The sequence below is a fragment of the Streptomyces sp. G45 genome (assembly GCF_049542095.1).
GTDB lineage: Bacteria > Actinomycetota > Actinomycetes > Streptomycetales > Streptomycetaceae > Streptomyces.
Genome location: NZ_JBMUZU010000001.1, coordinates 512,829 through 532,893 on the forward strand (window position 1 = coordinate 512,829; position 20,065 = coordinate 532,893).

Below are 20,065 nucleotides of genomic sequence, written 5' to 3' on the forward strand. Positions count from 1 at the left end.
GTGAGCACCGCAGCCGAGTCCGCCCCCGGGCTCCTCCCCCTGACCGGCGCCCAGGCGGGCATCTGGAACGCGCAGCGCCTCGAACCGGACTCGCCGTACTACGTGGTCGGCGACGTGGTGGAGATATCCGGTGCGGGTCCCGTCGACGTCGAGGCCCTCGTCGAGGCGGTGCGGGCGACCACCGAGGAGGCCGAGACGCTGCGGCTGCGCGTGTACGACACCCCTGAGGGGCCGCGCCAGGCGGTCAGCGCCGAGCCGGTCGCGCCGCCCGAGGTGGTCGACCTGCGCGACGCCGCCGACCCGTGGGCCGCGGCCCACGCGCTCGTCGACGCCGAGCGGGCCCGGGCGGGCGAGGCCTGCCGGGGCATGGTGGACCGGCCCCTGTACGCGCGGACCGTCATCCGGCTGTCCGAGAGCGAGGTCTGGTACACCCAGCTCGGCCACCACCTGGTCTTCGACGGCTACACCGCGGCGATGCTCGCCCGCCGCACCGCCGCCCGCTACACCGCCCTGGTCCGCGGCACCGACGTGCCGCCGTCGCCGTTCGGCGCGTTCGCCGGGCTCGTGGCCGCCGACCGCGCCTACCGGGACAGCGACCGCTGCGCCGAGGACCGCGCCTACTGGGTCGACCGGTTCACACCGCTGCCCGACCTGGACCAGGCGCGGGACGCCGACGTCTCCGGGCCGCCCGAGCGCACCCTCACCGCCCGCGCCGTCGTCCCGCCCGACGAGGTGGCCCGGCTGCGTGCCTTCGCCGACGGCGCGGGCCTCACCTGGGGCGACGCCCTGATCGCCGCGTACGCCGCTTTCCTGCACCGCGTCCTGGGCCGCGCCGACGTGGTGTTCGCGCTGCCCCTGATGTGCCGCACCGGCTCGGCCGAGCTGCGCACCCCCGGCATGGCCGTCAACGTGCTGCCGCTGCGGGTGGCCGTGCACGGCGGCGACGGCCTGGCGGAGCTGGGCGCGCGGGTCGCCGCGGCGCTGCGCGAGATGCGCGACCACCAGCGGTACCGGGGCGAGGACCTGCCGCGCGACCTGGGCGTGCCCGGCGCGGGCGCGCTGCTGCACGGCCGCGGCGTCAACCTCAAGGCCTTCGACCTGGCCCTGGACTTCGCCGGTTCCTCCGGGGTGATGCGCAACGTCGCGGGCGGCCCGCCCGAGGACATGGGTCTGAGCGTCCTCCCGACCCGCGACGGCGGGCTTCTCCTCGGCTTCGAGGTGGACGCCCGCAACACCGACCAGGCCGCGGTCGACCGGCTCCTGTCGGGCCTGCGCGCCCTGCTGTCCGGGCTGCTCGACGGCAGGGCCGTGGGGCGCGTGGCCCTCGCCGAGGACGTGGCGCGGCAGTTGGCCGACTGGTGCCCGCCCGCGCTGCCCGGCACGCCGGTGGACGTGCCGACCGCGCTGGCCGCGATGGCCGCCGCCGACCCCGGGCACACCGCCCTGGTGTGCGGGGACGAGCGGCTGACCGCCGGGGAGCTGGCGGGCCGGGTGCACCGGGTGGCGCGGGCGCTGCGGGCGCGCGGCGTCGGGCCCGACGACCTCGTCGCCCTGGCCCTGCCGCGCTCCGCCGCCCTGGTGACCGCGCTCCTCGCGGTCCTCGACGCGGGCGCCGCGTTCCAGCCGCTGGACGCCGCGCACCCGCCCGAGCGGCTGCGCGAACTCCTCGACGACGCCCGCCCGGCGCTCGTCCTCACCGACGGCACCGTCGACGGGCTGCCCTGGACCACGCTCCTCGACGAGGCCGCCGCGCTCTCCGACGCGCCCCTGACCGCCGACGACCTGGCCGCGCCCCGCCACCCCGACCACCTCGCCTACGTCATCCACACCTCCGGCTCCACCGGCCGCCCCAAGGGCGTGCTCGGCCGGGCGGGCGGCCTCGCCGCGCTGCTGCACCACCAGCGCTCCACGGTCGTCGCCGAGGCCGAGGGCGCCGCGGGGCGGCGGCTGCGCGCCGCCCACACCTATTCGTTCGCCTTCGACTCGGCCTTCGAGCACCTGGTGTGGCTGCTGTGCGGCCACGAACTGCACGTCTACGACGCCGAGACCACCCGCGACGCCGACGCGCTGCTCACCGCGTACGCCCGCGACGGCATCGACGTCGTCGACACCACCCCGTCGATGGCGGCGCCGCTGATCGACGGCGGCCTGCTGGAGCGGCGGCCGACGCTGCTCGTCCTCGGCGGCGAGGCGACCCCGCCCGCCCTGTGGCGGCGGATCGCCGCGTCCGGCGTCACCGCCCGCAACGTGTACGGGCCGACGGAGGCGGCCGTGGACAGCACCCTCGCCCGCGTCACCGGCGAGACGCCGACGATCGGCCACCCGCTCGCGGGCACCCGTGTCTACGTCCTGGACAGCGCGCTCCAGCCGGTGCCGCACGGCACGGCGGGCGAGCTGTACCTGGCGGGGCCGCACCTGGCGCGCGGCTACCTCGGCAGGCCCGGCGCGAGCGCCGAGCGGTTCGTCGCCGACCCGTTCGGGGCGCCGGGCACACGCATGTACCGCACGGGTGACCTGGTGCGCTGGGTGCCGGGGCAGGGCCTGGCCTACCTGGGCCGGGGCGACGGGCAGGTGAAGATCCGGGGCCACCGGGTGGAGACCGGGGAGGTCGAGGCCGCGCTGGGCGCCGTGCCCGGGGTGACGGCGGCGGCGGTCGCGGTGCGGGCGTCCCGGCTGGTCGGCTACGTCGTGTCCGCCACCGGAAGCGCATCCCCCGACGGCACCGAGTCCGCCTCCGGCACGGGCGCGCCCGCGCTCACCGGGGACGCCGTGCGCGCCCACCTCGCCGAGCGGCTGCCCGAGCCCATGGTGCCCGCCGCCGTGGTCGTCCTGGACGCCCTTCCCGTCACGCCCAACGGCAAGCTGGACCGCGCCGCCCTGCCCGCGCCCACCGTGTCCGGCGGCGGCCGGGCCCCGGGCAGCGAGCGGGAGCGGCTGCTGTGCTCGGTGCTCGCCGACGTCCTCGACGCCGAACAGGTCAGCGTCGACGACGACTTCTTCGCGCTCGGCGGCGACAGCATCACCGCGATCGCCGTCAGCAGCCGCCTGCGCGCCAAGGGCCTGGAACTGCGCCCCCGCGACCTCCTCGCGCGCCGCAGCTTCGCCGCCCTGGCCGCCTCCGCCGCCGAGACGGCCCAGGCCCCCGCCCCGGCCGACGAGCCGACCGGCCCGGTGCCCGCGCCGCCCATCGTGCGCGGCCTGCTCGACGCTTCCCCAAGCTCTTCGAGCAGGGGAGGCCCCACCCCGGACGTCGACGCCGTCGCCGGATACGCGCAGTGGACCGCGCCGCACGTCGGCGAACTCGCCTACGCCGACCTGGTGTCGGGCGTGCGGACCGTCCTCGACCACCATGACGCGCTGCGCCTGAAGGCGACCGGTGACGGCCTGGAGGTCCTGCCGCGCGGCGCCGTGCGCGCCACCGTCGAGGAGGTCCACGGCGAGGGCACCGACGAGGAGGCGGCCGCCCTTGCCCGGCGCCTCTCGGGCGAACTCGCCCCGGGATCAGGCGACTTGCTGCGCGCGGCCCTCGTCCGCACCGGTTCCGGCACGCCCGACCGGCTCGTCATCGTCGTCCACCACCTCGCCGTGGACGGCGTGTCCTGGCGGATCCTGCTGCCCGACTTGCACACCGCGTGCGCGGGCGGGCGCCTCGAACCGGTCGGCGCCTCGTGGCGGCGGCATGCGCTGCTCCTCGCCGAGCAGGGCGAGACCGGCGCCCGGCGGGGCGAGTTGGCGCACTGGCGCACCGCGCTCGGCTCCGCGTCCCGGCTCGGCGCCCGGCCCCTGGACCAGAGCCGCGACACGGTCGCCACCGCCCACCGGTCGGTCACCGTGGCCTCCCCGGAGGTCACCGAGGCCCTGCTGACCACACTGCCCGCCGCCTACCGGGCGGGCGTCGACGAGGTGCTGCTGGCCGCGCTCGTCCTGGCGCTGCGGGACTGGGGCGTCGACGGCGACGCGGTGACCGTCACCCTGGAGGGCCACGGCCGCGAACACCTCGACCTGTCGCGCACGGTCGGCTGGTTCACCAGCGAGTACCCTGTCCGCGTTCCCACGCCGGGCGACGTACGGCAGGTGCTGCGGGCCGCCAAGGAGGCCAAGCGCGGCGTCCCCGACGGCGGCGTCGGCTACGGCGTGCTGCGCCACCTCGACCCGCGCACCCGCGCCGAACTCGGGGCCACCCCGCCGCCGGACGTGCTCCTGAACTACCTGGGCCGGTTCGCGTCGCCGCCCCGCACCGACTGGCGGCTGCCGGAGCGCGACGCGTTCGCGGTGACCGAGCCCGACGGCAAGGCCCTGGAGCAGGTCCTCGCCCTCAACTGCTTCGTCCACGAACAGGGCGCGCCCCGGCTCGCCGTCGAGTGGACCGCCGCGAGCCAGGTGCTCGGCGCCGACGCCGTGGCGTCCCTCAAGGCGGCCTGGGGCAGGGCCCTGGACGCGCTGGCCGCGCACGCGCGCACCGCGCCCGGCGGGCTCACCCCGTCCGACCTGCCGTTCGCCCGCCTCGACCAGGCCGCCATCGACGCCCTCGAACGCTCCGGGCGCGTCGCCGACGTCCTGCCCGCCACCCCCCTCCAGGTCGGTCTGTCCTTCCACACGCTGGTCCGCGACGCCGCGGACACCGACGTCTACGTCGTCCAGGCGGTGACCACCCTCGCCGGTGAGCTGGACCCGGAGCGCATGCGGGAGGCCGCGCGCGAACTGCTGCGCCGCACCCTGGCGTTGCGCGTGTACCTGGGCACCGCCGGGGACGAGGTCGTGCAGGTGATCCCCGCGGACGTCGCCCTGGAGTGGCGGCACGACGATGACGCCTCCGGCTTCGCCGCGGCGGCACGCGCCGACCTGGAGCGCCCCTTCGACCCGGCGCGGCCGCCGCTGATCCGCTTCCTGCTGTGCCGGGTCGGCCCGGCCGAGCACAAGCTGGTGCTCACCAACCACCACGCCCTGCTGGACGGCTGGTCGATGCCTCTGGTCGGCCGCGCCCTGCTGGCGATCTACGCCGAGCTGGGCGGCGGGCCCGCCGTGCCCGCCGCTCCCCCGCTGTCGGAGTACTTCCAGTGGCTCGCGGGCCGCGACCGGGAGGCGTCCCTCGCCGCCTGGCGCGACGCCCTCGCCGGGGTCGACGACGCGACGCGGCTCGCCCCCGCGAGCGCCGCCACCGGCGTGGAGCGGCCCGACCGGATCACCGTGGGGCTCGGCGCGGAGTTCAGCGACGCGCTGCGCGCGTTCGCCCGCGCGCGGGGCATCACCCTGACCACGGTGCTCCAGACGGCCTGGGGCCTGCTCCTGGGCAGGCTCACCGGGCGCCGCGACGTGGTGTTCGGCTGCCCGGTGTCCGGTCGGCCCGACCAGGTCACCGGCGTGGAGTCGATGATCGGCCAGCTCGGCACCACCATCCCCGTGCGCGTACGGCACACCCAGGACCAGACGGCCCGGGAGCTGCTGGCCCAGGTGCACGCCGAGAGCGTGGCGCTGGCCGAGCACCACCACGTGGGGCTGCCCGAGATCCAGCGGGCGGTCGGCGCGGGCGAGTTGTTCGACACGATGCTGGTGATGGAGAACTTCCCGCTGTCCAGCAGGAAGCGCACCCCGCTGGCGCCCGGACTCGACCTGACCGGCGTCGACATCACCGACGCCACCCACTACGCCCTGACCGTGATCGTGATCCCCGACGACGAGATCGTCCTCGGCCTCGGCTACCAGCCGGGCGCGTTCGCCGAGGCCACCGTGCGGGACTACGGCCGCTGGCTGCGCCACCTCCTGCACGAGATCGTCGCCGACCCCGAGCGGCCCGCGCTCGCCCTGCCGCTGCTCGACGGCGACGAGCGGCAGCGGATGCTGCGCACCGGCACCGACGTCGTCCCCGCCAAGGCGCGCGGCCCCTGGCTTGAGGAGTTCGCCGCCTGGGTGCGCCGCACGCCGGACGCCGAGGCCCTGGTCTGCCGCGACCGCAGCCTCAGCTACGCCGAGCTGGACCGCCGGGCCAACCGGCTCGCCCACGCCCTGATCGCGCGCGGCGTCCGGCCGCAGGACCCCGTCGCGGTGCTCCTGGGCCGTGACGTCGAGATGACGGTGGCGCTGTTCGGCGTCGCCAAGGCGGGCGCCGTGTACGTGCCCCTGGACCCGGCCTATCCCCGCGAGCGCCTGGCGTACATGCTCGACGACGTCGCCGCGGCCGCCGCCGTGACCACCGGCGCCGACCTGCCGAGCGACCGCGCCATCCCGGTCCTGCGCCTGGACGACCCGGCGACGCTGGCGTCCGTGCCCGACACCGACCCGGCCTGGGCGCGCGCCCGCCTCACCGACGACGCGCTCGCGTACGTCATCTACACCTCCGGAACGACCGGCCGCCCCAAGGGCGTCGGCGTCACCCACCGGGGCGTGCCCGACCTGATCGCGCTCCAGGAGGAGGTCGTCGGCGTCACCGAGCACGACCGGTATCTGCACTTCGCGTCGACCAGTTTCGACGTGGCGTTCTGGCAGACGATGGTGCCGCTGCTGTCCGGCGGTACGTCCGTGATCGCGCCGGAGGAGGTGCGCGTGCCGGGCGACGAGCTGCTGGACTACATCGTCGAGCACCGGGTGACCGGCGTGAACCTGCTGCCGTCGTTCCTGGCGGCGATGCCCGACGACCGCACGGTCGACCCCGATGTGTTCTTCGTGGTGGGCGCCGAGCGCCTCGACCCGGAGCTGGCGCGCCGCTGGGGCACCGGCCGCCGGGCACTGTTCAACGCCTACGGCCCCACCGAGGTCACCATCAACTCCGTGACCTGGCACTACGACCCCGACGACACCGACGACGCCGGGCCGCTGCCGATCGGCCGCCCCGACCCGAACGTCCGCGCCTACGTCCTGGACAGCGGCCTCCAGCCCGTCGGCGTCGGCGTGACGGGCGAGCTGTACCTGGGCGGGCCGAGCGTGGCCCGCGGCTACCTCGGCCGCCCGGCCCTGACCTCGGCGGCGTTCGTCGCCGACCCGTTCGGCGCGCCGGGCGAGCGGATGTACCGCACCGGGGACCTGGTGCGCTGGCGGCCCGACGGGCAGCTGGTGTTCCTGGGCCGCGCCGACCACCAGGTGAAGATCCGCGGCTTCCGGGTGGAGCTGGGCGAGATCGAGTCCACCTTGACCCGCCACCCCGACGTGCGCGCCTGCGCCGTGATCGTCCGCGAGGGCCGCCTCGTCGGGTACGGCATCCCCACCGACGGCGCCGACCTGGACACGGCACGCGTGCGGGCGTACCTCGCCGACGAGCTGCCGGACCACATGGTGCCGACGGCGCTGGTGCCGATCGACCGCCTGCCGCTGGGCCCGGGCGGCAAGCTCGACCCGGCGGCGCTGCCCGCGCCCGAGACCACGGCCGCCACGCGGCGCGACCCCGCGACGCCCGCCGAGGCGGTGCTGCTCGATGTGTTCCGTGACGTCCTGGGCCGCGACGACATCGGCCTCGACGACGGCTTCTTCGGCATCGGCGGCGACAGCATCGTGTCGCTCCAGGTGGTGTCGCGGGCCCGCCGCCGCGGGCTCGGCCTCACCGCGCGGGACGTGTTCGAGGGCGAGACCGTCGCCGGGATCGCCGCGCGGGCCCGCGCCCTGGACGGCGGCGACGCGCCCGCGGTCGGCGACGCGCCGCTGACGCCCGTCATGCGGGACCTGCTGCGCCGCGCGGGCGCCGCCGCGGACGGCTTCTGCCAGTGGGTGGAGGTCTGCGTGCCGCCGGGCGGCGACGAGGCCACTTGGCGGTCCGTGCTGGACGCGCTGCTCGCCCGCCACGACGTGCTGCGCGCCCACCTCGCCGACGACGCCCTGCGCGTCCCTCCGGCCGGAGCCGTCACGGCCGCCGACGTCCTGACCCGCGTACGCACGGACGACGACCCGCGTGGGGTCGTCGACGCCCACCTCGCCGCCGTCCGCGCGGCGATGGACCCGCGGACCGGGCCGCTGCTGCGCGCGCTGTGGGTGGACGCCGGGCCCGTGCGCCCGGGCAGGCTCGTCCTGATCGCCCATCACCTCGTCGTCGACGGCGTGTCCTGGCGGATCCTGCTCGACGACGTGCGGCACGCCCACTGCGGCGGGTCGCTCGCCCGGCACGGCCAGTCCTTCGTCGGCTGGGCGCGGGCGCTGCGCGCGGACGACCGGCGGGCCGAACTCCCCCACTGGCGGCGGATGACGGCCACCCCGGCGCTGACCCGCCCGCTCGTCCCGGCCCGCGACACGGTGGCCACGGCCGCGCACCACGAGATCCGGCTCCCCGCCGACGCGACCCGCGCCCTGATCACGACGCTGCCCGCCGCCTGCCGCACCACACCGGACGCCGTGCTGCTCACCGCGCTCGCCCAGGCGGTGGCGGCCTGGCGCGGCACTCCGGAGGTGCTGGTGGCCCTGGAGAGCCACGGCCGTCCGCCGCAGGTCGACCTGTCGGGGACCGTCGGCTGGTTCACGGCCGTCCATCCCGTACGCCTGCACGCGCGGGACGACGTGCGGGCGACGGCGGAGCGGCTGCGCGCGCAGGGCGACGGCCTCGGCCACGGCGTCCTCACCACGGCGGGCCTGCTCGACCCGGTGGAGCCGGAGATCGCCTGGAACTACCTCGGCCAGTTCCCCGGCGCCCCCACCGAGGAGACGCCGTGGCAGGCGCCGCCGGACGCCGACCCACTCGGCTCGGGCGGCACCGGCGAACTGCCGCTGCCGCACAGCCTGATGGTCAACGCCCTGGTGCGGGACGACTCCCTCGGCGTCCGCGTCACCTGGCCGTCCGCGCTGTTCACCGCCGAGGAGGTCGAGGACCTCGCCGAGCACCTGCGGGCCGCGCTGCTGCGCACCGCCGCCGCGCCTGAACTCGGGGCGCTGGACCAGGACCGTCCGGTCGCCGACGTGCAGCCGCTCACCCCGCTCCAGGAGGTGATGCTGCGGCACTCCCGCACCGAACGGCCCGACCCGTACACGGTGCAGTCGACGTTCTCCCTGGCGGGCGCGCTCGATGTGGAGGCGCTGCGCGCCGCGGGCGCGGACCTGCTGGCCCGGCATCCCAACCTGGGCGCGGTGTTCCCCGCGGACCTGGCGGTGATCCCGAAGTCGCCGCGGCCGGACTTCCGGGTGGTCGAGGCGCCGCGCTTCGGCGCGGACACCGCGCCGGGCGGCGCGGCGGCACCCCGCGCGGGCGGCACGGTGCGTGCGGACGGCACCGCGTACGGGGCCGACGCCGACGCGCCGGACGGCGACGCGCTCGCCGCGGTGGCCGAGCCGCTGCTCGCCGCCGATCTGGCCGAGCCGTTCGACCTGGCGCGCGGGCCGCTGGTCCGCCTCACCGTCATCCGGTACGGGGCCGAGCGCGCCGACCTGGTCCTGACCACCCACCATGTGCTGTCCGACGGCTGGTCGGCGCCGCGCGTCCTCACCGAGCTGTTCGCCCTCTACTCCGCGCGGCTGCGCGGCGCGGCCCCTGATCTGCCCGCTCCGGTGCCGTTCGGGGACTATCTGCGCTGGCGCGCCGACCACGAGCCCGATCTCGCCGTCTGGGAGGCCGAGTTGGCGGGCCTGCCGGAGGGCGACCACCTGGGTGGCGGCGGCCTCGGGCCCGCGTGGCAGGAGCCCGCGGTGTTCACGGTCGGCGCCGAGCTGGTGGCCGGGCTCGGGCGGGCCGCCGCGCGGCGCGGGCTGACCCCCAACACGCTGGTGCAGGGCGCCTGGTCGGTGCTGCTCGCGCGGCGCTCGGGGCGGGCGGACGTCTGCTTCGGCGCCATGGTCGCCTGCCGTCCGCCGGAGCTGGAGGGCGTCGAGGAGATCATCGGGCTGCTCGCCAACACCGTGCCGGTGCGGGCGCGCCTGACCGGCACGCTCGCCGAGGCCCTCGCCGACCTCCAGGCCCGGCAGCGGGCGCTCGCCGAGCACCAGCACGTGGCGCTGCCCGACCTGGAGCGGCGCATGGGGCGGCGGCGCCTGTTCGACAGCCTGGTGGTGTTCGAGAACTACCCGGTCGACCCGGACCGGCTCCGCCACCCCACCCCCGGGCTCACGGTCGTCGGCACCCGCTTCCGGGAGGCCACCCACCATCCGGTGACCCTGACGGTCATGCCGGACGGCGACGGCTGGACGGGCGTACTCGCCCACCGGGCCGGGGTGGACGCCACCGGTCTCGCCGAGGAACTCCTCGACCTGCTCGGCACGCTGGAGCGGCACCTCGACGCTGACGTACGGACGCTCCTGGCCGATGCCGACCGGCCCGGGTCCCGGCGCCCCGAGGGTGCCGTCGTGTCCGAGGAGGGCCGATGAGCGAGTCCGCCGCGCCGCCCGCCGCGGAGCGGGTGGACGGTCCGCTGCTGCGGATCGCGTTCATTCTGGTGCTCGGCACGTTCATGGCCACGGTGGACGCCACCATCGTCAGCGTCGGCATCGACACCCTGGCCGGGGACTTCGACGCCTCCGTCACCGAGATCCAGTGGGTGTCGACGGCGTATCTCCTTGCGGTCGTGGCCGCCGTGCCCGCGTCGGGCTGGCTGGCCGACCGGTTCGGCGGGCGGCGGACGTGGCTCGCCGCCGTGGGGGTGTTCCTGCTGGGCTCGGTGCTGTGCGCGCTCGCCTGGTCGGCGGCCAGCCTGATCGCCTTCCGGGTGGTGCAGGGCCTGGGCGGCGGGCTGCTGCCCGCGACGGGGCAGGCGCTGCTGGCCCGCGTCGCGGGGCGCGAGCGCACCGGCAAGGTGATCAGCGTCGTCGCGGTGGTGCCGCTGCTGTCGCCGGTGCTCGGCCCGCTGGTCGGCGGCGCCATCCTCGGCGCGGCGTCCTGGCCGTGGCTGTTCCTGGTCAACCTGCCGATCGGCGTGGCCGCGATCCTGCTGGCCCGCCGCCATGTCCCCGAGGTGCCGCCGTCGCCGCGGCGCACGGCCTTCGACGTCCGGGGCGCGGCGCTGCTCTCCCCGGGCTCGCGGTCCTGGTGTACGGCCTGACCGAGGTCTCCCACGGCCGGACCCTCCCGGCCGTGGTCGGGGTCGCGGCGGGCGCGGCGATGCTGGCCGCGTTCACCGTGCACGGGCTGCGCACCAGCGGCACCCCGCTGGTGGATCCGCGGCTGTTCGCCCGGCCGCCGTTCGGTGCCGCGGCCCTCGCGCTGCTCGTCCTGGGCGCGTCGGTGTTCGGCACGATGTTCCTGCTGCCGCTGTACTTCCAGACCGGGCGCGGCCTGTCGGCGTGGGAGGCCGGGCTGCTGCTCGCCCCGCAGGGCCTGGGCGCGGCGGCCGGTTCGGTGCTGGTGAACCGCACCATCGACCAGGTGGCGCCGCGCACCCTGGTCGTCGCGGGCATCGCGCTGATCCTCGCGGGCACGGCCCCGTTCACCCAGCTCGGCCACGGGCTCGCGGACGCCGCGATCGCCGTGTCCCTGGCGGTGCGCGGGGTCGGCATGGCGATGATCGGGGCGCCGGTGATGAACATCGTGTACAGCCGTATCGAGCCCGCGCGGCTGCCCCGCGCGTCCGGGGCGCTGAACCTCCTCAACACCGTGGGCGGTTCGCTCGGCACGGCGGCGCTCGCGGTGGTCCTCCAGGACCGGCTCTCCGCCCGCGGCACGGACGTCTCCTGGGCCTTCGCCGACACGTTCTGGTGGGTGCTCGGCTTCTGCCTGCTGGCCGCCGCGGGGGCCACGCGCCTGCCGCGTACGCGGGCCGGGAAGCCCTGAGGCGGCTGCCTGGCCGCCGGTCCTGTCACACGGTCACAGCGCGCTGCCGCTGCCGTACGGCGCGTAGAGGTCGAGGAGCCGTGTGCGGGCCGAGCGCAGCCGGTGGGCGAGCGCCCCGCCGACCCACTGGGCGACCGCCAGGCCGAGGGCGGGGTCGTCCTGGCACATGCTCCGCACGGCCGCGGCGTCGAACTCGTAGGCGCGCACGGGCGAGACCGTCTCGGCGCCCAGGTGCCACACGTGCGGGCCGAACAGCCAGGACCAGCCGACGAGGTCGTTGTGCCCGAGGGTCTCGATCACCGCGGGCCGCCGCCCGGGCACCCGCATGTCGAGGGCGATCGTGCCCGTGCGCACGACCCAGAACCGGTCGGCGGGCCCGCCCTCGACGAACACGCGCTCACCCTGCGGCAGCGACACTTCACGGGCGGTGCGGAGCAGCCGCTCGGCGTGTGCGGGCGGCAGGGACCGCAGGACGCTGGACGCGGGCGACCCAGGGGACGCGGCGGGCGCGGAGGATGCGGAGGATGCGGAGGATGCGGAGGATGCGGGCGAAGTGTTCATGACGTCCTCCAAGAGGCGTCGAGAGGGCCTTCCTCTCTCCACTGTCCAGCGTGATCACGCGCTCCGCCCGCCGCCAGGGCCACCCGGCCTCCCCTCCCCCGGCCGTCCGGCCCTCCGGCCGCCCCGCCTCAGGGGCGCTGGCCCCGGTCGTACACCTTCTTGGCCGTGGCTCGCAGGATCTCGCCGTACAGCGTGGTCGGTGTCAGGGAGTCGAGTCGACAGGCTGGTGCGGTACGGGGACGAACCCCGGCGCACGCAGTGCGCGGCGGTCATCACGGCGGACGGGCTGACGCTCTTCGCGGCGGTGGCCGTGCACCAGGTGTCGGCGCCGGACGCGTTGACGAAGAACAGCCGCCCCACGGCCTTCAGGGCAGGCACGGGCCTCTGGGTCCGCCCGGCAAGTGGGCGCGACTCGTCGCCCGGTCTCGCCGGTGCACCCCCGCGACCTGCGGTGTTCCCTCCGGGCCCGGGGACCGGCCCGGCGTGTAGGGTCACGGCGCGGCCCGCGGGAGAAAGCAGAGCGAACATGGCAGCAACGGCACTCCGCCCCCACCAGCGCGAAGCCGTGGACGCGGTCCTCGGCGCCCTGGACCTGCCCGCCCGCTCGCTGGTCCCGGAGCGGGGGCTGCGGACGCAGGTCATCATGGCGACCGGCACCGGCAAGACCCTCGTCGCCGCGCGCAGCGCGCAGGAGCTGCGGGCGGGCCGGGTGCTGGTGCTGGTGCCGTCGCTCGACCTGCTGGCGCAGACCGAGGTCGCGTGGCGGGCGGCGGGCCGTACGGGTCCGATGGTCGGGGTGTCGTCGCTGCGCGGGGACGAGGCGGGCTTCGCGAACACCACGGACGTGGGCGAGCTGGTCGCCTGGGTGCGGCCGTTCGACCGCGTGACGGTGTTCGCCACGTACGCCTCCCTCGGGCTCGGCACGCTGGAGCGCGCCCATCGGGCCGGGCTGCCCGGCTGGGACCTGATCGTGGTGGACGAGGCGCACCGCACGTCGGGGCGGATCGGCAAGCCGTGGGCGGTCGTCCACGACAACCAGCGGATCCCGGCGCTGCGGCGCCTGTACATGACGGCCACGCCCCGCCTGTGGCAGCTTGACGACGATGCCGACCAGGGCTCGCCGGGCGAACTGGTCGCGTCGATGGACGACGACCCCGAGGGGCCGTTCGGCGCGCGCTGCTTCACGCTGACGCTGTCGGAGGCCATCGACCGGGGCATCTGCGCCCCGTACCAGGTGGTGTGCCTGGACATCACCGACACCCAGCTCCAGGCCGCCCAGCTCCTGGGCGCCGACGCGTACTCCGCGCAGGTGCGAGGCGCCCGGCTGGCCGCGCTCCAGACCGCCCTGGTCAAGGCGTCGGCCGAGCGGGACTTCCGGCGCACGCTGGTGTTCCACCACGTGGTGAAGGAGGCGGAGGCGTTCGCCGCCGGTCTCCCGGCCGTGGCCGCGCGGCTGCACGCCGCCGAGCCGGAGGCGTATCCGGCCGCGGTGTGGGCCGACTGGCTCTGCGGGGAGCACAAGCCCCTGCACCGGCGGCGCGTGCTCGATGAGTTCGCCGCCGGGGTGGCCGCCGACGGGACGCCCGTGGAGCGGTCGTACCTGGGGTCGGTGAAGGTGCTCGGTGAAGGCGTCGACACCAAGGACTGCGACTCGGTGTACTTCGCCGACGTCCGCGGTTCGATGCCCGACCTCGTCCAGGCCGTGGGCCGCGCGCTGCGGATGCGGCCCGGCGAGGGCAAGACGGCCTGCCTGGTCGTGCCCGTGCTGCTCGAACCCGGGGAGACCCCGGACAGCATGCTCACCTCGCGCGCCTACGGCGGCCTCGCGAAGCTGCTCGCCGCCCTCCGCGCCCACGACACCCGCGTGGTCGAGCAGCTGGCGCAGCGGCAGGCGCCGAGCCGGTCCACGGGCGTGCGGACGCGGTCGGCCGACGAGGGCGAGGGCGGCGGGGCCGGTGAGCGCGGCGGCCCGTCCGCACCGGCCCGGGCGCTGCTCGCGTTCTCCACCCCGCGCGACCCGGCGGCCCTGGCGGCGTTCATCAACCTGCGGGTCCTCAACCCCGAGCACGCCCACTGGCGGCGCGGCGTCGAGGCCGCCACGCTCTACCAGCGGCACCACGGCGACCTGCGGGTGCCCTTCACGCACCGCGTCCCCGAGGGCCAGGAGGCGCGGGACCAGGGGTGGCCCGCGTCGCTCGCGGGCTTCCCGCTGGGGCAGTGGATCGCCGACGCCCGCCGCTTCCACGCGCGCGGCGCCATGGACGCCGACCGCGCCCGGCAGCTGGAAGCGCTCGGCATGGTGTGGTCGCACCACGACATCGCCTGGGAGGAGGGGCTCGCGGCGGCGCGGGCCTGGGCGGCCGAGCACGGGCACCTGCTCGCGCCCTTCGACGCCACGTTCCGCGGCCACCGGGTCGGCATCTGGCTGAAGAACGCCAGGGCCGCCGCCCGCCGCGCCCAGGAGCTGGAGCAGCGGCGCGCCGAAGGCCTGCCCGTGGGGTCGGCGACCGGGGCGCTCTCGGCCGAGCGGCGGGCGCAGCTCGACGACATCGACCCCGCCTGGTGCCCCGCCTGGCCCGTGGAGTGGCAGCGCGCCTTCCATCTGACCCGGCGCCACCTCGACACCGGCGGCACCCTGCCGACCTCGCCGGGCAGCGTCGTGCACCAGGGCGAGGACCTGGGCCGATGGGTACGGGCGCAGCGCCTCGGCTGGGACAGGCTCACCGCCGCGCAGCAGTGGCTGTGCGAGCACGTCCTCGGCATCGAACCCGCCGCCGAGGACGAGCGGCCCCGCCCGCGCCGCACGCAGGCCGACCGCTGGGCGCTCCATTACGCCGCCGCCCAGCAGTACTACCGGCGCGAGGGCCACCTGCACGTGCCGCGCGCCCACGTCGAGCGGATCGCCGTCAGCGGCGACGACGGCCGGGACCAGCAGGAACACACGCTCCGCCTCGGCTCCTGGATCAGTAACCAGCGCAGCCGAGCCGCGACGCTGACCCCGGAGCGCGTCCAGCAGCTCACGGACATCGGCATGCGGTGGACGTAGGCGCCGTACGGGGGGCCGCCGCGGGCCGGAGGCCCGGCGGGGCCGAGCGCGGCGGCCGCGTCCCGCACCCTGAGGGCCGCTCGGGACCGGTCAGGATTCGAGAAGCGGCGTCCGCCGGACCGCACCTAATCTGACGGTCATGAACATCACCATTCACACGGCCGCCCTCCCCCACGTCGACCCGGAGGCGTCCCTGGCCTTCTACCGCGACGCCCTCGGCTTCGAGGTGCGCAGCGACGTCGGCCAGGGCACCATGCGCTGGATCACGGTCGGCCCCGTCGGCCAGCCCGGCACGTCCATCCTCCTGGCGCCCCCGGCCGCCGACCCCGGGATCACCGAGGACGAGCGCCGCACCATCACGGAGATGATGGCCAAGGGCACCTACGGCTGGATCCTGCTGGCCACCCCTGACCTGGACGACACGTTCGCGAAGGTGCGGGCCGCCGACGCCGAGGTCGTACAGGAGCCGACGGAGCAGCCCTACGGCGTACGCGACTGTGCCTTCCGCGACCCTGCGGGCAATCTGATCCGCATCCAGGAACTCCGCTGAGCCGTCCGTCGAGCCCAGCTCCCCCGGTCAGCCCTCGTCACCCCCCGGTCAGCCCCGTCGAAGGGAGTCCCCATGTGCCACCCCTCATGGAGCCGCGCGCGTGCCGCCGCGCAGCACCTCAGTGACCTCGCGCGGCTGCGCCGCGTGCGGGACCGGATCGACCGGGAGCGGGCGTGGCCCCTGGACGTCGAGGCGCTCGCCCGCGGCGTGAACATGTCCGCCGAGCACCTCGACCAGCAGTTCCGGCTGGCGTACGGCCTGTCCCCGGACGCGTACGCGAACAGGACACGGCCGCTGGCGCCGCTGCCGTGAGGCGGGTGCGCGCCGCGCCGGTGCGCGCACGCCTCACGCGGGCAGGGCCGCGAGCCACTCCGTCAGGATGCGGTTGGTGTCGTCGGAGCGTTCCTGCTGGACCCAGTGGCCGCAGCCGTCGAGGACGTGGGAGGAGACCAGGCCCGGCAGCGTGAGCGGGAAGGCCGCGATCGCGTCGGCCAGCCAGGTGGTGGAGGCGTCCAGGCCGCCGCCGACGAACAGGGAGGGCTGGGTGAGGGGCGCGCCCTCGTAGGGCGCGAGGTCCTTCCAGTCGCGGTCCATGTTCCGGTAGCGGTTGAGCGCCCCGGTCATGCCGGTCCGCTCGAATTCCCCCGCGTAGACGTCGAGGTCGCGCTCGCTGAGCCAGCCCGGCAGCCGACCTTGGGGGAAGCGGTCGCGCAGCGCCCCGGACCTGGGGACGAAGTGCGGGTCGGGAGCGCCGGGCGCGGGCATGGTGTCCGCGGACAGGGCCGCGTAGTAGCCCGCGAGCCAGCCGCGCACGTCGGGTTCGATCTCGGCTTCGGCGCGGCCCGGCTCCTGGAAGTACGAGACGTAGAACTCCTCGTCGCCGCCCATCCCCGCGAAGACGTCGCTGGGGCGGGGCCCGCCGGGCGGCGTGTACGGCACGCTCAGCATCCCCACGGCCCGGAAGACGTCCGGCTTGACCAGGGCGGACGTGGCGGCGATGGTGGCGCCCCAGTCGTGGCCGACGACCACCGCGGACTCCTCTCCGAGGGCCCGGACCACCGCGGCGTTGTCCTCCACCAGGTCGAGCACGCCGTACGCGTCCGTCGCGGCCGGTGCGGAGGAGCGGCCGTAGCCGCGGACGTCGAGGGCGACCGCGCGGTACCCGGCCGCCGCGAGGGCGGGCAGCTGGTGGCGCCAGGAGTACCAGGACTCCGGGAAGCCGTGGACGAGCAGCACCAGCGGCCCGGTGCCCTGCTCCACGAGGTGCGCCCGGCCTGCGGGCGTCGGCACCAGCCGATGGGTGAACTCCGCTCTCCGCTGCGACATGCGTCCCCTTCGAGCCTTCGGTCCGCCGAGACGGCGGACGGTTGCTTCCTGCGGGTGGTTCTCCGTCGATCATCCAGAGGTACGGGCCGCAAGGCCGAGCCCTTTTGCCGGTCCGGCAAAAGCGGTCGGAGCGTCGGGTTCGGGGCATCGCGGTCGGCCTGTCGCGTGCGGCGGCGGGACGGGCGCGGCGGGCGCGGTCGCGGGCGTCAGCGGGTGGCCCGCAGCGCGGCGTCCAGCGCGCTCATGAGCTGCGCCACGCGGCCCTTGCCGCTCGGCGCGGGCGGGTAGCGGCTCAGCACGTCGGCCAGGGTCGGCGTGGCGCGCCGCCGTGCCCGCTCGATCCGTTCGAGCCCGACGGCGGGATCGCCGCCCGCGCGCAGCTCCGCCACGCGCGCCGCGCTGGCGGCGGCACGCAGGATGTGGCCGACCTGGGTGGCCCGCGCGATCGGGTGGAGGTACGCGGCCGCGGCGGCGTCGCCCGCGGCGCGCGCGGCCAGGCGCTCCGCCTCGCTGGCCGCGTCTCGCGCCGCGCGGTGCGCGTCCAGGGCGGTGACGCGCTGCAGCCGGGTCCTGCGCGCGCCGTTGGCGAACTCCCACGCGGCGTCGACGGCCGCGCGGGGCCGCGGGTCGTCGGGGTGGGTGTGCTCGAACACCGGCAGCACCTCCTGGGCGCTCTCCGCCGCGTAGCGGGCCACGGCGCGCAGCTCCCGCACGGTCAGCTCGAAGTCGCCGTGCCCCGCGGCTGACCGCTCAGTCACTGCCGTAGGCCCGCAGGAAGGTGTCGACGGCGGCGTCCGCCAGGTCGCGCGCCTCGGCGGCGGGGACGGGGCGCGTGCCCAGTGCGGAGCGGGTCTCCAGAGGGCCGGTGAGCAGGGCGAGGAAGTGCTCGGCTGCCTGCTCCGGGTCGCACGCCCGCAGGTGCCCGGCCAGTGAGAGGCGGGCGAGGCGGTCGGCGAGCGCCGCGCGGGGCCGGTGCGCGGTGCGCTCCTGCACGGTCGCGACCAGGTCGGGGAAGGCGGCCACCTGCCCGTAGGTCAACCAGCGCAGGGCGCGGGCGCGTTCGCCCCGGCAGATCGCCAGGAGCCGCTGGGCCACGTCCGTGAGCGCCGCCCGCAGGTCGGCGTCCGGTCCCTGGTCGCGGCGGTCGCGGCCGCCGTCGCGGCCGTGGTCGCGCAGCCGTTCGATGACGGCGAGGTTCTCCGCGGCGAGGGCGTCGGCCGCCGCCTCGACGGTGTGCCGGAACAGGGTCTCCTTGTCGTTCAGGTGGCTGTAGACCGTCGGCTTGGCGACGCGCGCCTCCTCCGCGATCTCCTGCACGCACGCCTGCCCGTACCCGCGCCGCGCGAAGACGGTGAAGGCGGCGTCCAGGATCGCCTGTCGCTTGTCGGCACGCCCACGCGGCGCTCCCTTGGCGGCACTTGACGCAACTGAACTCATGGGTTCAGTCTAGCTACTGAACCAGTACGGACAGATTTCTGAACCAGCCAGTTCAATCCCGTTCCCTCACTCGCCAGTTCACTCACTCACAGACGGCCGCGTCAGCCGCAGTCGAAGGGACAGATCGCCGTGATCGTTCACACACTCCGCTTCGCCTTCAAGGAAGGGACCACACCGGAGCAGCAGGACCGGGTGCTCGCGCTGATGCGGCGCACGGCGTCCGTCGAGTCGGTGTCGTTCGCGGCCGTCGGGCAGAGCCTGGGCGACCCGGCGGAGGGCCTGACCCACGCCTACTGCGTGGGCATCGAGGACCTGACGGCCGTGGAGCGGTACATGTACGACCCGGTCCACCTGGCGGGGGACGAGGAGATCCTGCCGCACCTGGCCAGGATCTCCATCGGCCCGGACCTCTCCGACGACATGACCCCGGACCTCGGCGCCAGGCTCATGGCCCTGCACGAGCGCAAGGCCGCGGCCCACCCCGAGTGGGCCGCCCAGCTCGCGCCGCTCGTGGAGATGCGCATCGCCTGACTACCCGAGCGACCGGGCGCTCCGGCAGACACCCGGGCAGTCAGGCGCCCAGCCGCTCAGGCGGCGGCATCGGGTTCCGCCTCCGCCGCCGCTATGCGGGCGGAGACGCAGGGGTCCTCGTCGCGGTAGCCGAGGCGGTCGTACAGCCGCTGCGCGGGCGTGTTGTCGGCGAGCTGCCACAGGGTGCACAGGCCGTACTCGCGTACGGCGTACCTGGTCAGCCAGGCAGTGAGCGCCGCGCCCAGGCCCTGGCCGCGCTGGGCCGCGTCGGTGGCGACGGACGCCATCAGCGGCGCACCGCTGTCCCGCAGGCTGCTGAGGGCGCCGCAGGCGACGAGCCGACCGCCGCTGTCGCGGATGCCCGCCCACAGGCTGACGTCGGGGGAGCCGGGGCCCGTCGAGTGGGCCGGGCTGTGCTCGTCGAGGAAGGCGGCCAGCTCGTCGTGGTGCTCCTCGCCGAGCACGACCACCCGGTCCTCGTGCGGCATGGCGGGCGGCTCCGTGAGCGTCCAGCGGAAGCCCCACTCGACGACCTCGGTGAGCCCGAGGCGCTCCCCCACGACGGTGTCCGCGCCGCGCGGCCCGGTGAACTCCCGTACGGCACCGGGTCGTTCGCGCTCGGCGCACAGCACGAGTTCCGCGGCTGCCGCGGCGTCGCCCACGCTCCACACATGGCCGCGCCCGGCGTCCAGCCAGGCGACGGCGCCGTCGCCGGACCAGCCGGTCCGGTCGTCCGGTCGCCGCCGGGCGGCGCCGAAGCGCAGCAGGGCGGCGCCGGACCGGCGCTCCAAACCCTGGTCGAACAGGTCGGCGGTCCGGGAGACAAGAGTCGTAGCCTGCATCGCTCTCTGCAAAGGAAGGGAGTAAGGGGGGACGGGTACGGAGAAGTCAGGGTGACGTCATAGGTGCGGTCGGCCGGGGCACGCCGGGGGCGCGGCAGTGGCGG

General features: G+C 76.1%; 9 protein-coding genes and 2 pseudogenes. 6 read left to right on the top strand and 5 right to left on the bottom strand.

Annotated features, from left to right (window positions below; translation table 11 throughout):
• Together ACOBQU_RS02225 and ACOBQU_RS02230 are read left to right on the top strand one after the other, a co-directional pair.
• Complete coding sequence (locus ACOBQU_RS02225; RefSeq protein WP_423624096.1) at window positions 1-10,269, top strand: amino acid adenylation domain-containing protein; 10,269 nt, start codon at window positions 1-3, stop codon at window positions 10,267-10,269.
• Window positions 10,266-11,668 (top strand): annotated as a pseudogene (locus ACOBQU_RS02230) (MDR family MFS transporter). Before ACOBQU_RS02225 ends, ACOBQU_RS02230 begins: the two are co-directional and overlap by 4 nt.
• Before the next feature lie 33 nt (window positions 11,669-11,701).
• Here ACOBQU_RS02230 and ACOBQU_RS02235 read toward each other — a convergent pair.
• The gene (locus tag ACOBQU_RS02235; protein WP_423624098.1) at window positions 11,702-12,229 is read right to left on the bottom strand and encodes a Crp/Fnr family transcriptional regulator; all 528 of its coding nucleotides are present in this window, start codon (window positions 12,227-12,229) and stop codon (window positions 11,702-11,704) included.
• A 526-nt stretch (window positions 12,230-12,755) separates the two neighbouring features.
• Between ACOBQU_RS02235 and ACOBQU_RS02240 the strand changes: the two genes are divergently transcribed.
• The 3 genes and pseudogenes from ACOBQU_RS02240 to ACOBQU_RS02250 all read left to right on the top strand — a co-directional run.
• Window positions 12,756-15,275, top strand: coding sequence for a Helicase associated domain protein (locus ACOBQU_RS02240; protein WP_423624100.1), 2,520 nt, complete (start codon window positions 12,756-12,758; stop codon window positions 15,273-15,275).
• 139 nt (window positions 15,276-15,414) lie between these two features.
• Window positions 15,415-15,825: a VOC family protein gene (locus tag ACOBQU_RS02245; RefSeq protein WP_423624102.1), complete on the top strand. Its 411-nt coding sequence runs from the start codon at window positions 15,415-15,417 to the stop codon at window positions 15,823-15,825.
• Window positions 15,826-15,897: 72 nt separating this feature from the next.
• Window positions 15,898-16,101, top strand: a pseudogene (locus tag ACOBQU_RS02250) (AraC family transcriptional regulator); the annotation flags it as partial.
• A gap of 69 nt (window positions 16,102-16,170) precedes the next feature.
• On the opposite strand, the gene ACOBQU_RS02255 reads toward ACOBQU_RS02250, so the two are convergent.
• The 3 genes from ACOBQU_RS02255 to ACOBQU_RS02265 all read right to left on the bottom strand — a co-directional run bounded on the left by ACOBQU_RS02255 (window position 16,171) and on the right by ACOBQU_RS02265 (window position 18,588).
• Window positions 16,171-17,151, bottom strand: coding sequence for an alpha/beta hydrolase (locus ACOBQU_RS02255; protein ID WP_423624103.1), 981 nt, complete (start codon window positions 17,149-17,151; stop codon window positions 16,171-16,173).
• Between the two features lie 206 nt (window positions 17,152-17,357).
• Window positions 17,358-17,909 (bottom strand): putative immunity protein, encoded by a 552-nt coding sequence (locus ACOBQU_RS02260; protein WP_423624105.1) that lies wholly within the window; start codon window positions 17,907-17,909, stop codon window positions 17,358-17,360.
• Window positions 17,902-18,588: a TetR/AcrR family transcriptional regulator gene (locus ACOBQU_RS02265; protein ID WP_423624107.1), complete on the bottom strand. Its 687-nt coding sequence runs from the start codon at window positions 18,586-18,588 to the stop codon at window positions 17,902-17,904. The genes ACOBQU_RS02260 and ACOBQU_RS02265 overlap by 8 nt, the downstream gene beginning before the upstream one ends.
• Before the next feature lie 129 nt (window positions 18,589-18,717).
• Between ACOBQU_RS02265 and ACOBQU_RS02270 the strand changes: the two genes are divergently transcribed.
• The gene (locus ACOBQU_RS02270) at window positions 18,718-19,119 is read left to right on the top strand and encodes a Dabb family protein (protein ID WP_423624109.1); all 402 of its coding nucleotides are present in this window, start codon (window positions 18,718-18,720) and stop codon (window positions 19,117-19,119) included.
• A gap of 56 nt (window positions 19,120-19,175) precedes the next feature.
• On the opposite strand, the gene ACOBQU_RS02275 is transcribed toward ACOBQU_RS02270, so the two are convergent.
• Window positions 19,176-19,961 carry a GNAT family N-acetyltransferase gene (locus ACOBQU_RS02275; RefSeq protein ID WP_423624111.1) on the bottom strand — a complete coding sequence of 262 codons (786 nt, stop codon included), beginning with the start codon at window positions 19,959-19,961 and terminating at the stop codon, window positions 19,176-19,178.
• Between the last annotated feature and the right edge of the window lie 104 nt (window positions 19,962-20,065).